The sequence below is a fragment of the Polaribacter sp. 11A2H genome (genome assembly GCF_011379025.1).
Classification (GTDB): Bacteria; Bacteroidota; Bacteroidia; order Flavobacteriales; family Flavobacteriaceae; genus Polaribacter.
Genome location: NZ_WTLD01000006.1, coordinates 215090 through 230937 on the forward strand (window position 1 = coordinate 215090; position 15848 = coordinate 230937).

13 protein-coding genes and 1 tRNA gene are annotated in these 15848 nt (G+C 30.5%); 12 read left to right on the top strand and 2 right to left on the bottom strand.

What is annotated here, in order from left to right:
- The first annotated feature begins 167 nt into the window (after nucleotides 1–167).
- The 6 genes from GQS58_RS09940 (at nucleotide 168) to scpA (ending at nucleotide 5148) form a co-directional block, all read left to right on the top strand.
- Nucleotides 168–241 (top strand) — tRNA-Thr (locus GQS58_RS09940).
- Between the two features lie 216 nt (nucleotides 242–457).
- Nucleotides 458–1063, top strand: a complete 606-nt coding sequence (gene udk, locus GQS58_RS09945) for a uridine kinase (protein ID WP_166385394.1) — start codon at nucleotides 458–460, stop codon at nucleotides 1061–1063.
- 6 nt (nucleotides 1064–1069) lie between these two features.
- A complete protein-coding gene (locus tag GQS58_RS09950; protein WP_166385396.1) occupies nucleotides 1070–1384 on the top strand; it encodes an FtsB family cell division protein in 315 nt (104 codons plus the stop codon).
- Nucleotides 1385–1387: 3 nt separating this feature from the next.
- Nucleotides 1388–2746 (top strand): methylmalonyl-CoA mutase subunit beta, encoded by a 1359-nt coding sequence (locus GQS58_RS09955; RefSeq protein WP_166385398.1) that lies wholly within the window; start codon nucleotides 1388–1390, stop codon nucleotides 2744–2746.
- 4 nt (nucleotides 2747–2750) lie between these two features.
- On the top strand, nucleotides 2751–3092 hold the full coding sequence (locus GQS58_RS09960; RefSeq protein ID WP_166385400.1) for a hypothetical protein: 342 nt from the start codon (nucleotides 2751–2753) through the stop codon (nucleotides 3090–3092).
- A complete protein-coding gene (gene scpA / locus GQS58_RS09965) occupies nucleotides 3085–5148 on the top strand; it encodes a methylmalonyl-CoA mutase (RefSeq protein ID WP_166385402.1) in 2064 nt (687 codons plus the stop codon). Before GQS58_RS09960 ends, scpA begins: the two co-directional genes overlap by 8 nt.
- Before the next feature lie 11 nt (nucleotides 5149–5159).
- Here scpA and GQS58_RS09970 read toward each other — a convergent pair whose 3' ends face one another.
- A complete protein-coding gene (locus GQS58_RS09970) occupies nucleotides 5160–5489 on the bottom strand; it encodes a hypothetical protein (RefSeq protein WP_166385404.1) in 330 nt (109 codons plus the stop codon).
- A 175-nt stretch (nucleotides 5490–5664) separates the two neighbouring features.
- On the opposite strand from GQS58_RS09970, the gene GQS58_RS09975 reads away from it, so the two are divergent.
- Genes GQS58_RS09975 through GQS58_RS09985 form a run of 3 tightly spaced genes read left to right on the top strand, consistent with a single transcriptional unit; the run spans nucleotide 5665 to nucleotide 10246 of the window.
- Nucleotides 5665–7188 (top strand): GH3 auxin-responsive promoter family protein, encoded by a 1524-nt coding sequence (locus GQS58_RS09975; RefSeq protein ID WP_166385406.1) that lies wholly within the window; start codon nucleotides 5665–5667, stop codon nucleotides 7186–7188.
- Nucleotides 7189–7224: 36 nt separating this feature from the next.
- Complete coding sequence (locus GQS58_RS09980; RefSeq protein ID WP_166385408.1) at nucleotides 7225–8874, top strand: acetolactate synthase large subunit; 1650 nt, start codon at nucleotides 7225–7227, stop codon at nucleotides 8872–8874.
- Nucleotides 8875–8878: 4 nt separating this feature from the next.
- Nucleotides 8879–10246 (top strand): NAD-dependent succinate-semialdehyde dehydrogenase, encoded by a 1368-nt coding sequence (locus GQS58_RS09985; RefSeq protein ID WP_166385410.1) that lies wholly within the window; start codon nucleotides 8879–8881, stop codon nucleotides 10244–10246.
- Between the two features lie 72 nt (nucleotides 10247–10318).
- On the opposite strand, the gene GQS58_RS09990 is transcribed toward GQS58_RS09985, so the two are convergent.
- The gene (locus GQS58_RS09990) at nucleotides 10319–10894 is read right to left on the bottom strand and encodes a hypothetical protein (protein WP_166385412.1); all 576 of its coding nucleotides are present in this window, start codon (nucleotides 10892–10894) and stop codon (nucleotides 10319–10321) included.
- Nucleotides 10895–11004: 110 nt separating this feature from the next.
- On the opposite strand from GQS58_RS09990, the gene ccsA reads away from it, so the two are divergent.
- From ccsA to GQS58_RS17405, 3 genes are all read left to right on the top strand, one after another.
- Nucleotides 11005–14148 (top strand): cytochrome c biogenesis protein CcsA, encoded by a 3144-nt coding sequence (ccsA, locus tag GQS58_RS09995; RefSeq protein WP_166385414.1) that lies wholly within the window; start codon nucleotides 11005–11007, stop codon nucleotides 14146–14148.
- A gap of 59 nt (nucleotides 14149–14207) precedes the next feature.
- Complete coding sequence (locus GQS58_RS10000; protein ID WP_166385416.1) at nucleotides 14208–14723, top strand: DUF2892 domain-containing protein; 516 nt, start codon at nucleotides 14208–14210, stop codon at nucleotides 14721–14723.
- A gap of 732 nt (nucleotides 14724–15455) precedes the next feature.
- Entirely contained in the window at nucleotides 15456–15575 is a 120-nt protein-coding gene (locus GQS58_RS17405) for a pentapeptide repeat-containing protein (protein ID WP_410524706.1), read from the top strand.
- The last annotated feature ends 273 nt before the right edge of the window (nucleotides 15576–15848 follow it).

Here is a 15848-nt window from a genome sequence, read left to right on the forward strand (position 1 = left end):
CTAAAATATAGAATACGGAAATGATCATTCAATTTTCTTCTATTTTATGTAAAATTATTCTTGTTTTAAAGGCTTCAATGTAAATTGAAGCTTTTTTATTAAAAAAAAGTGAAATTTAATTTGGTAGTAACTAAAAATAGTCTTTAATTTGCGCTCTCAAAATAAAAGCCGATGTAGCTCAGCTGGCTAGAGCAGCTGATTTGTAATCAGCAGGTCGTGGGTTCGAGTCCCTCCATCGGCTCAATTTATTAAAAAGTCTCAAAAATTATTTTTTGAGACTTTTTTTATGTAAAACCCTAAAAATCAGTCTAAATAATAATTTAATTTTTATTTTAAAAAATGCAGCTAATTAAAAACAGCACTTTTTTAACAATAGGAACTATTTAAGATTAAATAAATCCTAAATATTTATAAATCTTTATTATTTTAGACAATTAATTATCTTAATCATAATTATATGCTCATTATTGGAATTGCTGGAGGTACAGGAAGTGGAAAAACTACAGTTGTAAATCAAATTATTAAACAACTACCTACCGATGAGGTTTGTGTAATATCTCAAGATTCGTATTACAACGAAACTGTAAACCTATCTTATGAAGAGAGAACAAAAATAAATTTTGATCATCCAAGAGCTATCGATTTTGATTTGATTGTTAAGCATCTTAAAAAATTAAAATCAGGAAAAACAATAGAACAACCTGTTTATTCTTTCGTAACACACAACAGAACTACAGATACCATTAAAACACACCCAAGAAAAGTGGTTATTGTAGAAGGAATTTTAATTTTAAATAATGAAGCATTAAGAGATTTATTTGATATAAAGATATTTGTACATGCAGATACAGACGAACGCTTAATTAGAAGAATTAGAAGAGATATTACAGAAAGAGGAAGAGACATAGACGAAGTTTTAAACAGGTATCAAGATACTTTAAAACCAATGCACCTTCAATTTATTGAGCCAACTAAAAATTTTGCAGATATTATTATTCCTAATAACAAGCATAACACAGTTGCAATTGATGTAGTTAGAACAGTAATTAACGATCGTTTATAATTTAGTATGACTTTTAACAAATTTAAAAATAACAAGGCAGTAAAGATTCTAACAAATGTTTTTGTTTTAATCTTAATTCCATTTTTAATTTGGATGTTCTTTTTTGACGAAAATTCTTATTTAGAACATAGAAAATTCGACAACGAAATTAAAGACTTAGAAAGTACAATTTCATTTTATCAAAAGAAAATAGCAGAAGACAAGGCTACCATAAAAAAACTTCAAGACTCTATTCAATTAGAACGATTTGCAAGAGAAAAGTATTTAATGAAAAAAGAAAATGAAGAAATTTATTTAATAGAATTTGATACCATAAAATAAGAAATGAAAAATTCTCTTTTTGATGATTTTCTAAAAACTACACCCGCTGCTTGGAAAAATAAAATTCAAGTAGACTTAAAAGGTGCAGATTATAATGACACGTTGTTATGGAAAACTCAAGAAGGTATTGTTGTAAAACCATTTTACACACAAGAAGATAGATCTAGTCTTAAAACAGAAACTCCAAAAAAAGGATTTAATATTTGTGAAACTATTTTTGTTGGTGATGAAAAAATAGCAAATTTACTAGCTATAGACGCTTTAAAAAGAGGCGCAAATTCAGTTCAATTTATTGCTTATAAGAATTTTGATTATAGAAAACTACTTCTTAATATTGATGTAAAATCTATTTTCATCTACTTTCAGTTTCATTTTTTAGAAGACACCTTTCAGCTAGAAGTTTCTAAATTTATAAATTCAGAAAAAACATATTTTCAAACTGATATAATCGGTAACTTAGCGGAAACAGGTAATTGGTTTTTTAATTTAAAAGAAGATTTCATAAAGCTAGAGAGAATACAGAAAAACACCACAAATTGTATTGTTGTTTCTGGAGATTTATATCAAAATTGTGGAGCAACAATTACACAACAACTCGCTTATACATTAGCGCATGCAAATGAGTATCTAAATAAGTTTGGAGGTACCGTTGCTGAAAAAATAAATTTCTCTTTTTCTGTAGGAAGCAATTATTTCTTTGAGATTGCAAAATTAAGAGCTTTTAGAATTTTATGGTCAACACTTATAAAAGAATATGAAATTGAAGATTTAGAAGCTCATATTTTTGTGCAACCAAGTTTAAGAAACAAAACTATTTATGATTATAATGTAAACTTATTAAGAACAACATCAGAATGTATGAGCGCTATTTTAGGCGGATCAAATACCATTTCTAATGTTTCTTACGATGCAATTTATCATAAATCTAACGAATTCGGAAATCGTATTTCTAGAAATCAATTATTAATATTACAACAAGAAAGTTACTTAGCAGAAGCCCAGGGTTTTGCCGAAGGTTCTTATTATATAGAATCTATAACACAACAATTAGCAGAAAACGCATTAACTCTTTTTAAGCAAATAGAAAAAAGTGGCGGTTTTTTAAAACAATTAAAGAACGGCATCATTCAGAAAAAAATTAAAGAGAGTGCTTTAAAAGAAGAAAATAGTTTCCTTCAAAAAGAAATTATACTTTTAGGTACAAATTTGCAACAAAATAAGGAAGATAAAATGCAACAAGATTTAGAGTTGTATCCTTTTGTTAAGCAAAGAAATATAAAAACACTAGTCCCCCCATTAACTAGAAAACGGCTTTCAGAATTATTAGAAAAGGATCGATTACATTCTGAAAAAAGTTTATAATAAAATGAAAATGGACAAAAACAAAGAAATTCTATTTAAACAGAAAAAACAAAATGAGTTAAAGCTAGAGATTCAACAATTAAAAAAGAGACTTCCTACACTTATAATAGGATTTATTTTTTTCGTTGCAGTCAGTCTTTATTTTTTAGAAGACAAGTTTTATCATTTTTTTGGAAACAGTGTCAACTTTATATTTAGTACTGTTATGCTATTGTGCGTATTTTCTTTAGCTTTTATCCTAAAGAGTTATATTCAAATTAAGAAAAGACAAAAAAAAGTAAAAAATATTGGAGTTGAATTGTATAAATTAATGAAACTAGACGAGGGCCTCCCTAAAAATGAGTAGAAAAGAATTACAACATATAAAACTCAAAAACTCAGATAAAAACACAAAACCTTCTTTTATACAAGAAGGTTTTGTAGCTGGTATTGCTCCAAATTTAAGAGGTCCATATGCTACCATGTATGTTAGAAGACCTTGGACAATTAGACAATATGCGGGTTTTTCTACTGCAGAAGAAAGCAATTCTTTTTACAGAAGAAATTTAGAAGCTGGCCAGAAAGGATTGTCTGTTGCTTTTGACTTAGCAACTCACAGAGGTTATGATTCCGATCATGAACGAGTACAAGGAGATGTTGGTAAAGCTGGTGTTGCGATCGATTCTGTAGAAGACATGAAGATTTTATTTGACCAAATTCCGTTAGATAAAATGTCTGTTTCCATGACTATGAATGGTGCTGTTTTACCCATTTTAGCTTTTTATATTGTTGCCGCAGAAGAACAAGGTGTTTCTTTAGAACAATTATCTGGTACAATTCAGAATGATATTCTAAAAGAATTTATGGTTAGAAATACCTATATCTACCCTCCTGCTCCATCTATGAAAATTATTGCAGATATTTTTAAATTTACAAGCAGTAAAATGCCAAAATTTAATTCTATATCTATTTCTGGTTACCACATGCAAGAAGCAGGTGCTACTGCAGAAATAGAATTAGCGTATACCCTTGCAGATGGTTTAGAATATATAAGAAAAGGAATTGAAGCAGGCATGGAAATAGATGCTTTTGCTCCTAGATTATCTTTTTTCTGGGCAATTGGTATGGATCATTTTACAGAAATTGCAAAATTACGAGCTGCAAGAATGTTATGGGCAAAAATTGTAAAACAATTTAATCCTAAAAATCCAAAATCTTTAGCCTTAAGAACGCATTGCCAAACTAGTGGTTGGTCTTTAACCGCACAAGACCCTTTTAACAATGTTGCCAGAACAACTATTGAGGCAATGGCTGCCGCTTTTGGTGGCACACAAAGTTTACACACAAATGCTTTAGATGAAGCTATTGCTTTACCTACAGATTTTTCTGCAAGAATTGCAAGAAACACACAAATATATTTACAACAAGAAACACATATAACAAAAACAGTAGATCCTTGGGCAGGAAGTTATCATGTAGAAAAACTAACAGAAGATATAACCAACAATGCTTGGAAATTAATTTGTGAGATTGAAGAACTTGGCGGCATGACAAAAGCCATTGAAAAGGGAATTCCTAAAATGCGCATTGAAGAAGCTGCTGCTATAAAACAAGCAAAAATAGACAGCGAAAGAGATGTAATTGTAGGGGTTAATAAATACCAGTTAAAAAAAGAAGATCCTTTACATATTTTAGAAGTTGATAATGAAGCTGTACGAAGTTCTCAAATTAAAAGATTAAACCATTTAAAAACTACTAGAAACAACACTGCAGTTAAAACGTCTTTAGAAGCGTTAACAGAAGCTGCAAAATCAGGAAAAGAAAACCTACTAGATTTAGCTGTAAAAGCAGCTAAAAACAGAGCAACTTTAGGTGAAATTTCTGATGCTTTAGAAATCGTTTTTGGAAGACACAAAGCAGTTCATAAAACAATTTCTGGGGTATATAGTAAAGAAATAAAAGACGATAAACTTTATAACAGAGCTGCAAAATTATCTGATAAATTTGCAGAGTTAGACGGAAGACGTCCAAGAATTATGATTGCCAAACTAGGGCAAGATGGTCATGACAGAGGCGCAAAAGTGGTGGCTACTGGTTATGCCGATTTAGGTTTTGATGTAGACATTGGTCCACTATTTCAAACACCAAAAGAAGCCACAAAACAAGCTATAGAAAATGATGTTCATATTTTAGGAATATCTTCTTTAGCGGCAGGTCATAAAACATTAGTTCCGCAAGTTATTGCAGAACTAAAAAAATACGGACGAGAAGATATTATGGTTATTGTTGGCGGTGTAATACCTCCTCAAGATTATCCATTTTTATTGGATGCTGGTGCCGCTGGTATCTTTGGTCCAGGAACAAAAATTGCACAAGCTGCCATTGACTTACTCACTATTTTAATTGATAGTGTAGCTGAATAAAGAATACTTTTTTACATAAATATATTTTCTTTATTTGATACATTTTCTTTCGGAATCTCGTTAAAGAACTCAGCAGCTTCAGTACTCGAGGCTCCTCCATAAGATGCTAAAAAAGTTCCTTTAAAATCATCTTCTGTTACAACAATATACAATATAGACATATCTGCAGGGTTACTCATTCCTTCAAACCGATGTTCTGCAACAATAAAAATCTCAGTAGGTTTATATGTACTTTTTGTTTTGTTATCAATTAGTATCCCATCTACAACTCTATAATTATTGGTGTATCCTTTTTCTTCGTATTTCTTAATAATTTCTAATTCGTTTTTATCTGTATTCATTTTATATCTAATTTAAGTTCATCACAAAATAATAACATTTATGAATAAAGAGGTATTGCAAACAATTTAGATGTTAACTCAAACCAAATTTTAAAAACTCTAATGCACTCCTTTTTCTATGATACGAGTTAATCTAATACTTACATAATCTTGATCTTTGTATAAAAACAAAATCATGGCAATCTTAGGAAATATTATTAAAGGAATCATCAATTTAACAGATACACTTTCATCTGAAACAAATCACATCGAAGCTCAAAAAGAGGTTTTAAAAAACTTATTGGAAACAGCTAAAGAAACTCAATTTGGTGAAGCTTATAATTTTGAATCCATTCTTTTAAGTGATGACTTACAAACTTCCTTTGCTGATGAAGTTCCTTATTTTGACTATAACTCCTTAAACGAAAAATGGTGGTACAAAATTCATAATGGTGAAGAAAATGTAACTTGGATTGGAAGTCCGTCTTATTTTGCTTTAAGTTCTGGTACCACCGGAAAAACGAGTAAAAGAATTCCGGTTACTGATGAAATGATTGCTGCCATAAAAAGTTCTGGAATTAAACAAGTTACTTCTTTAAATAACTTTGATTTGCCAGTAGATTTCTTCGAAAAAGATATTATGATGTTAGGTAGTTCTACAGACTTAGATGAAAAGGAAGATCATTTTGAGGGAGAAATAAGTGGAATTAGTGCTAGTAATATTCCTTTTTGGTTTAAAGGTTATTATAAGCCTGGAGAAGAAATTGCAAAGATTGAAGATTGGGACGAGCGTGTACAACATATTGCAGAAAATGCAAAATCTTGGGATATTGGTGCTTTAAGCGGAATACCTTCTTGGATAGAATTAATGATGCAGAAAGTTATTGATTTTCATCATTTAGAAAACATTCATGAAATTTGGCCAAATTTACAAGTGTATACTTCTGGTGGGGTTGCTTTTAGTCCTTATGAAAAAAGTTTTAAAGCTTTATTAGGGAAACCCGTTACGGTTATAGATACTTATTTGGCTTCCGAAGGATATATTGCGACACAAATAAGACCTGAAACTGATGCAATGCAGTTAAATACTGAAAATGGTATTTATTTTGAGTTTGTACCCATGAATCCAGATTATATAAATGAAGATGGATCTATCAAACAAAATGCACCTTCTTTAACTTTAGAACAAGTTGAAACAGACACCGATTATATATTAATTATAAGTACCGTTAGTGGTGCTTGGCGTTATTTAATTGGTGATACAATTGAATTTACTGATGTAGAAAAAGCAGAAATTAAAATTACAGGTCGTACAAAATTCTTTTTAAATACTGTTGGTTCTCAATTATCCGTCAATAAAATGGATGATGCGATAAACCATATAGAAGAAAAATTTTCAACAACAATTACAGAATATACCATTTGTGCCAAACGGTTTGAAGATGGTGAGTTTTATCATTCTTGGTATTTAGGTTCCGATCTAAAAGGTGATAATGATAAAATTGCAACAGCTTTAGATGATTTTCTAAAAGAAGCAAATAATAATTATAAAGTTGCAAGAAGTAAAGCCTTAAAAGGTGTAAAGGTTACCATAATTCCTGTTGAAAAATTTCATAATTGGAATGATAATAACAAGAAAAAAGGTGGACAAGTAAAAATGGAGCGTGTAATGAAAGAAGAAAAGTTTGCCGATTGGGAAAATTTTGTTCAAAAAGCATAATTCAACAATAAAAAATTAACTTTTAAACTTATTAAAATGAAAACTTCAGATATCATCATACAATCTTTAGAGAATGAAGGCGTAGCATATATATTTGGCTTACCTGGTGAAGAAAATTTAGACGTGTTAGAATCCATCAGAAAATCTAATAAAATAAAACTAATATTAACTAGACACGAACAAGGTGCCGGATTTATGGCAGCAACCTATGGTCGATTAACCGGTAAACCAGGAGTTTGCATGTCTACTTTAGGCCCTGGAGCCACCAATTTAATGACGCCTGCTGCTTATGCGCAATTAGGTGCAATGCCAATGGTAATGTTAACGGGACAAAAACCGATAAAAGAAAGCAAACAAGGTAAATTTCAAATTGTAGACATTTTAGAGATGATGCAACCGCTTACAAAGTTTTCTAAACAAATAACCTATGGCAAGAATGCTAGTGCTATAATTAGAGAAGCATTTAGAGTTTCTCAAGAAGAAAGACCTGGTGCAGTGCATATAGAAATTCCGGAAGACGTTTCTAAAGAAGTCGTACAGAATCCACAGTATTTTAATGTGAATAAGTCCAAAATTCCTTCTGCAAATACAAACTCCATCTTAGAAGCAAAAGAAATGATTCTTTCAGCAAAAAAACCGTTATTATTAATTGGTGCTGGTGCAAATAGAAAAAGAGCCAGTGAAGCTTTAACTAATTTTGTAGATCAATTAGAAATTCCTTTTTTTAACACACAAATGGGTAAAGGAATTATTGATGAAAGAAATCCGCTTTATTTAGGAACTGCCGCTCTATCTTCTAACGATTTTTTACATGAAGCCATAGAAGCAGCAGATTTAATTATAAATGTTGGTCATGATACCATAGAAAAACCACCATTTGTTATGAATGCCGATGACAACAGAAAAGTGATTCACATTAACTTTTTTGCAGCAGAAGTTCATGAAGTTTATTTTCCGCAGTTAAATGTAATTGGAGATATTGCAACAAGTATACATCAATTAACAAAAGAGCTAGCATCGAATGCAAAAAAATGGAATATAGATTTTTTTATAAAAATAAAAGAGAATGTATTGCGTCATTTATCTAAATATGAAGAAGACAATCGCTTCCCAATACTACCTCAGCGTTTAGTAAAAATTACAAGGAATATTTTACCCGAAGACGGAATTGTAACACTAGACAACGGAATTTATAAGATATGGTTTGCCAGAAATTACCCTGCTTATGCACAAAACACCTTACTTTTAGACAATGCTTTGGCAACAATGGGTGCCGGTTTTCCTTCGGCAATTATGACAAAAGAATTATATCCTAATAAAAAAGTTATTTCTGTAAATGGTGATGGTGGTTTTATGATGAATTCGCAAGAATTAGAAACTGCTGTTCGAATGGATTTAGATTTGGTAATTATTATTTTAAATGATAATGCCTACGGAATGATTGAATGGAAACAAGAAGGAGAAGGATTCCCTAAATTTGGACTAGAATATAAAAACCCAGATTTTGTAAAATATGCAGAAAGTTTTGGAGCTATTGGACACAGACCAAAATCTGTATTAGAATTCGAAGAAATTTTAACAAAAACATTAAACTTAAAAGGAGTACATGTAATTGATTTAGCCGTAGATTATTCTCTAAATCATGAAATATTAAATGTATTACTAAGTAAAAATTCTAAAAAATAAAATTATGAAAACGATCACCACGATCAATCCTGCTACAGAAGCAGAAATTACAAGTTATAACAGAATTTCAGAAAAAGAAACAACAGATAAAATTGCAAAAGCGAACGATACTTATAAAACTTGGAAAAAAACAAGTTTAGACGAACGTTCTAAATTGATGCACAAACTAGCAAATATTTTTGATAAAAACAAAGAGAAATATGCACAATTGGCCACCCAAGAAATGGGGAAAATAATTGAACAATCTCGTAAAGAAATAGAAAAATGTGCTTTAATCTGTAGATATTATGCAGATAATATTGATGAATTATTAGCCGATAAAGTAGTAGAAACTGAAGCAAGTAAAAGTTACGTAACGTTTCAACCTTTAGGAGTTACTTTGGCCATAATGCCATGGAATTTCCCTTTTTATCAAGTTATTCGTTTTGCTGCTCCTGCTGTAATGACAGGAAATACAGGGGTTTTAAAACACGCATCTAATGTACAAGGTTGTGCCTTTGCTTTAGAAGAAGCTTTTACAGAAGCAGGTTTTCCAGAAGGAGTTTTTACAAACCTAAATGTAGCATCAGATGCCATAGAAGCAATTATTGAAGATAAAAACATTGTTGCAGTAACATTAACTGGTAGTGAACCTGCAGGACGTTCCGTTGCTAAAATTGCTGGAAAAAACTTAAAAAAGACCGTTTTAGAATTAGGTGGAAGTGATGCTTATATTATCCTTGAAGACGTAGATTTAGAAAAAGCTACAGATTTAGCAACATTTGGACGACTACAAAATAACGGGCAAACTTGTATTGCTGCAAAACGTTTTATTGTTTTAGAAGAAATTTATGATGACTTCTTAAAACTCTTTACAAAGAAAATGAAAGCTGCAAAAATGGGAGCTCCAACAGACGAAGACGTTTATTATGGCCCTATGGCACGTATAGATTTACGTAACGAAATTCATGAACAAGTAGAAAAAACAGTCAAACAAGGTGGAAAGTTAATTTTAGGTGGAAAAATTCCGGATAGAAAAGGCGCTTATTATCCTGCAACAATTTTATCAGATTTAAAACCTGGCATGACAGCCTTTGATGAAGAACTTTTTGGGCCAGTAGCTTCTGTTATTAAAGCAAAAAACGAAGAGCACGCTATAGAACTAGCCAATAATTCTACTTTTGGCTTAGGTTCTGGTGTATTTACAAATAATACTAAAAGAGGAGAAAAAATTGCTTTACAATTAGAAGCAGGAAATAGTTTTGTAAACAAATTAGTAACTTCAGACCCAAGATTACCTTTTGGAGGTATTAAAAACAGTGGTTATGGTAGAGAACTTTCTAGCTACGGAATTAGAGAGTTTGTAAACACAAAATCTATTTGGATAGATTAATTTTTCTAAAATTGAAACAAAGTAAAAACCATCACAAATTTGTGGTGGTTTTTGCTTTTATAATAAGAATGCTTATTTTATATGCTCTAAATTTTCTTCTAACTTATTTCGATCATCCACCAAAACCATAATTTCTTCTGGAGACAAATAGTATCTTTTAATCCGATTTTTATATGCTTCTGAAATATCAGCATGATTCAGAATAAAATTCTTTGTTTTTATAATATACGATTCCATTTTGTGCTTTACTGCAAAACCATCTGCGGCTCTTTCTGCGGCCACAATATGAGTATCCGAAAACAAGTATTTAAGTCCGAACCAAATTAAATTTAACTTACTTCTATTTTGATAATCCATAATATGCCCTAATTCGTGACCTATCCAACCAATAAAAATATCTTTAGGAATATCTCGCGTAGAAAATTCTTTATCAGAAATTTTAAATTTTTCACTAATTAAAATTAAAAATTTTCTGTTATGTGTAGATTTAAAAAAACTATCAAAAGTGGGTCTTGCTTGCATTGTAGACTTTTTAATATTCTTTTTAAATTTAAACTGAATGTGTATGTTTTTTAACTGCGGATAATAATTTAGTGCAGTTTCTACTTCCGCTTTTATGGTTTTAGGAATTACATGATATTTAGGCATAAACTTTATGATTTTTTTAAAACTTTAATACATAAATATACCCATATCTAGAAGTTCATTTGTGCTTTTATGCTTAAATTTGTAGCTCTTTTAAAAAGCATTTCAGAAGGATGAAAAAAATTATTAGTATTCTCTACTCGACTCGTTTAATGGCCGTTTTATTTATCCTTTTTGCGGTTGCAATGGGAGTTGCAACATTTATAGAAAACGATTTTGGCACGCAAACCTCTAAAGCACTTGTTTATAACACCTGGTGGTTTGAACTAATTATGCTGTTCTTTGTTATTAATTTCTTTGGAAACATCTTTAGATATAGATTGTATAAGAAAGAAAAATGGGCCGTTTTAATGTTTCATTTATCTTTTTTATTAATTCTTGTTGGTGCAGGAGTAACCCGTTATATTGGTTTTGAAGGTATTATGTTAATTAAAGAAGGAGAATCTACCGATAAATTCTTATCTGAAACCACTTATTTAAACGCTATCATTGATAATGGTAAGGTACAAAAGCCAGAAATAAATAAACCAATGTTATTATCTGCTTGGGGTAAAAATTCTTGGTCCTACTCAGATCACTTTAAAACCGAAGACACAGAACAAGATTTTAGTTTTGAGCTTGTTGAATACATTCCTTGGGCTGAAAGAAAATTAGTAGAAGATGAAAATGGAATTGAACATTTGTTTTTTGTAGAATCTTCGGATGGAAGCCGTCATGAACATTGGATTCAAAAAGGAACAATTGAAAATATTCACGGAGTTTTAGTTGGTTTTGATGTTGAGAGCGAAAATGCTTCTATTAACTTTATAGAACAAAATGGAAACTTAAAAATAGTTTCTAAAGATGATGGTGATTGGTTTAGAATGGCAGATCAGAAAAAAGGTAATATTGCTAAAGACTCTCTACAAAACTTTCAATATTTAACTTTACACAATGTGTCGGGTTTACAATTTGTAATTCCAAGACCAGCAGAAAAAGGTGTCATGAAAACTACTAGTGGCCCTAAAGACGATAAAAAACTAGACGTTGTTGTTGTAGACATTAAAAGTAATGGCCAAACTGAAAGGGTAGAATTAACAGGAGGTAAATTTAACTCTCAGGGTTCTAAAGAAGTTACTGTTGGAGGACTAAATTTTAGAGTATTATATGGTGCAAAAATTTTAGAAACACCTTTTTCAATAAAACTAAATGACTTTCAACTAGAAAAATACCCAGGGTCTGAAAGTGCTGCGTCTTACGCCAGTGAAGTAACCGTAATAGATGGAGATGAAACTTTTGATTATAGAATTTTTATGAATCACATTTTAGACCACAAAGGCTATAAATTCTTCCAATCTAGTTACGACTTGTCTGGACCAGTAGAAGAGACACATCTTTCTGTAAATCATGATTTTTTAGGCACATTCATTACCTACCTAGGGTATTCTTTCTTATACACAGGTTTAATTTGTATTCTATTTGCTAAGAACACTCGTTTTGACGACTTAAAAAAAGGATTAAAAAAGATTAGAAAGAAAAAAATGACTTTATCTGTTATTGCAGTATTAATGTTTTCTAGTTTTAGTTTTGCGCAACATGCTCCGCATAAAGAAAGCAAAATTACAGACCATCAAATAGACTCAATACTACAAGCTAATTTAGTAGATGTTCATCATGCTGAAAGCTTTAATAAATTGGTTATTCAAGATGCTGGAGGTAGAATGAAACCTGCTCATACTTTTGCTTCTGAATTGGTTAGAAAAGTAAGTAAGACAGAAACTTTTAATGGAATGCAACCGAGTCAAGTTTTATTATCTATAATAGAAAATCCAAGACTTTGGTTTGAAGTACCTGTTATTTATTTAGAAAAAGGAAATACACATATTAGAGAATCTTTAAGTTTATCTAAAGATGCAGAATATGCTCGTTTATCAGATTTTATAACGCCAACTGGTTCTTATAAAATAAAAGAAGAAGTTGCTGAAGCTCAAAAGAAAAATGTAAAAAATAAATTTGAGAAAGATTTAATTAAAATAGATCAACGTGTTGGTTTATTATACAGCGCAATTGGTGGTGGTATTTTACGTATTTATCCAATTCCTAATGATGATAATAATACCTGGGTTTCTCAACCAGAAAGTTCTACGGCAGGTTTTAAAGCTACAGATTCTGTTTTCGTTCGTCAATCTTTACCTGTTTACATTCAACTTTTACAAGAAGCAAAAAAGAGCAACGATTACACAAAAGCAGATCAAATTTTAGACGGAATTAAAAAGTTTCAACAAAAATTTGGATCTGAAGTATACCCTTCAGAAAAACAAATTAGTTTAGAAATTTCTTATAACAAACATCAACCTTTTCAAAAACTAGTAAAATACTACGGTTTAGTAAGTTTACTTTTAATAATTTTTGTTTTATGGCAAATTTTCAATTCTAAAAAATGGATTAATTATACAGTAAAAGGATTAATAGCAATTATAATTGGGTTGTTTATTGTTCATAATTTAAGTTTAATTGCCCGCTGGTATATTAGCGGAAATGCACCTTGGACAAACGCTTATGAATCAATTATTTTTGTTGCTTGGGCAACAATGTTATTCGGTTTATTTATAGGAAGAAAATCTGCTTTAACAATTGCAGCTGCTGCATTTTTAACAGCAATTACATTGTTTTTTGCTGGTCAGAACTGGTTAGATCCAGCAATTGCAAACATACAACCTGTTTTAAATTCTTGGTGGCTTTTAGTACATACCTCTATAATTGTAGCCAGTTACGGACCTCTTTCATTGGCTATGATTCTTGGAATTTTTGCTTTATTTCTAATGGTTTTTACAACCAAAAAGAACAAAAACAAAATGGATTTGAATATTAAAGAAATTACAATTATTAACGAAATGGCAATGACCGTTGGTTTGGTAATGTTAACTATCGGTAACTTTCTTGGTGGTATGTGGGCTAATGAAAGCTGGGGAAGATACTGGGGTTGGGACCCAAAAGAAACTTGGGCCTTAGTTTCTATTATGATCTATGCTTTTGTTTTACACATGCGTTTAATACCTGGTTTACGAGGTAGATACACCATAAATTTATGGTCTATAATAGCCTATTTTTCTATTATGATGACGTATTTTGGAGTAAACTTCTACTTAGCAGGCTTACACTCGTATGCAAGTGGAGATAGAGTTATTACGCCAACTACTGTTTATTATTCTGTTGGGTTTACCATAATTCTAGGAATTTTAGCTTGGTTTAAATACAAGAAATACTATAAAAAGTAATACATATTTTAGCAATAAAATGTACTTTTGCAACTGATTTAATAACAATAAAAAACAATATGTTTCATAAAAATATAAAATTAATTTTAGCAGGTTTAATAACAGCTTTCGCAGTGTATCAATTTACCTTAGGTAATATAATGAACGGAATTTCTATCTTACTTTTGGCAGGAATTTTTGTGTTATTTTATTTTAAAAACGAATTTATTTTACTTGCTTTTTTACAATTACGTAAACAAAATTTTGAAGGAACTAAAAAATGGTTAGACTATATTAAAAATCCAGAAGCTGCATTAATCGTTAAACAGCAAGGTTATTTTAATTATTTACATGGTATTATATTAAGTCAGACGAATATTACACAAGCAGAAAAATTTTTACGTAAAGCCGTTAAAATAGGTTTACCTATGGATCATGATTTAGCAATGGCTAAATTACAATTGGCTGGTATTGCAATGACAAAAAGACGTAAGCGTGAAGCAACGAACCTAATGGCTGAAGCTAAAAAATTAGACAAACACGGTATGTTAAAAGACCAAATGAAGATGATGAAAGACCAGATGAAAAAAATCTAATACTTTCTCTTTTTTACTGATATAAAAAAAATCTGCTATCTAGCGGATTTTTTTATGCCTTATAATTATTACAGTTAGCAGGTATTTTAATAACAAAAAGACGCAAACCTGAGTCAACTAACTTTAATAGGATGAAGATAAAAAATTAGACAAACACGGTATGTTAAAAGACTAAATCAAGATAATGAAAGATCAGGTAAAAAAAATCTAACACTTAGATTTTAGTGATAAAAAAAAACCCGCTGTTTAGCGGATTTTTTTTGACTTATATGTACTTCTTACTTTCTTATAAAAACTTCCAACAGCTTATTTAAACAGAAAGCTAATAAGATTGTTTAGCCCTGATTGAACCTTTCCTCAAGCTCAAGACAAGCTATTTGTTTGAGCTCTTTTTATTCCTTTTTAGGATAAAAAAAGCGAGTAGTAAAAGCAGGAAATAGCTTCTAAAAAACAGAAAAAAAACACTGCTACTACAAGCTAAACCTTAACTATTTTAACCTAGTTAAACTTAAGTCTTTATTGTATTTTACAATAAATAATCCTTTGTTTTCTGAGATACCTCCTGATTTTCCTGAATAATCAAATTTAGTTTCTATTCTAAAAGAGGCACCTTCTTTAAATGTGTCTTTTAAATCATCTCCAGAAGCCAATCTAATTAAAACATCGTACGTTATATCAAATCCTTTGGTTGCCGAAAATGAAGGCAACGCATTGTTTTTACGAAAATATTGACTGTTAAATTGTTGTGTTGAAACTGAAGCTTCATTTACATACTCATCGCTTACATACGTTAAATTAACTTTTGCCAATTTTAAATTTTCAATTTTATCAAAAGCATCCCCTTTATTATAGGTAAATAACTGAACATTTGTATTATCTGGTAAGCTAATTAGACTATTTATAGCACCTGCCACTAAAATAGTGTTGCTAGAAGTTAAAACAACCCAGTTATTTTGATTTGGTTTTAAGACTTCTAAAAAACGATTTTTAGCAATATATCCCTTAGAAGGTTTTATAACATGAACAATCGCAATAGAATCATGAGATTGTAAGGACTGTTTTATGGCTGCATTAGAAATATTAGATTCATATTCTCCGTCTCCAACCAAAATTAAATTTCCTTTT

Excerpts from the sequence above, each read along its gene's own strand:
- GQS58_RS09985 (WP_166385410.1), top strand. The coding sequence starts at position 8,879 with ATGAAAACGATCACCACGATCAATCCTGCTACAGAAGCAGAAATTACA.
- GQS58_RS09955 (WP_166385398.1), top strand. The coding sequence starts at position 1,388 with ATGAAAAATTCTCTTTTTGATGATTTTCTAAAAACTACACCCGCTGCT.
- GQS58_RS09990 (WP_166385412.1), bottom strand. The coding sequence starts at position 10,894 with ATGCCTAAATATCATGTAATTCCTAAAACCATAAAAGCGGAAGTAGAA.
- ccsA (WP_166385414.1), top strand. The coding sequence starts at position 11,005 with ATGAAAAAAATTATTAGTATTCTCTACTCGACTCGTTTAATGGCCGTT.
- GQS58_RS09950 (WP_166385396.1), top strand. The coding sequence starts at position 1,070 with ATGACTTTTAACAAATTTAAAAATAACAAGGCAGTAAAGATTCTAACA.
- GQS58_RS09975 (WP_166385406.1), top strand. The coding sequence starts at position 5,665 with ATGGCAATCTTAGGAAATATTATTAAAGGAATCATCAATTTAACAGAT.
- GQS58_RS10000 (WP_166385416.1), top strand. The coding sequence starts at position 14,208 with ATGTTTCATAAAAATATAAAATTAATTTTAGCAGGTTTAATAACAGCT.
- GQS58_RS09960 (WP_166385400.1), top strand. The coding sequence starts at position 2,751 with ATGAAAATGGACAAAAACAAAGAAATTCTATTTAAACAGAAAAAACAA.
- scpA (WP_166385402.1), top strand. The coding sequence starts at position 3,085 with ATGAGTAGAAAAGAATTACAACATATAAAACTCAAAAACTCAGATAAA.
- udk (WP_166385394.1), top strand. The coding sequence starts at position 458 with ATGCTCATTATTGGAATTGCTGGAGGTACAGGAAGTGGAAAAACTACA.
- GQS58_RS09970 (WP_166385404.1), bottom strand. The coding sequence starts at position 5,489 with ATGAATACAGATAAAAACGAATTAGAAATTATTAAGAAATACGAAGAA.
- GQS58_RS09980 (WP_166385408.1), top strand. The coding sequence starts at position 7,225 with ATGAAAACTTCAGATATCATCATACAATCTTTAGAGAATGAAGGCGTA.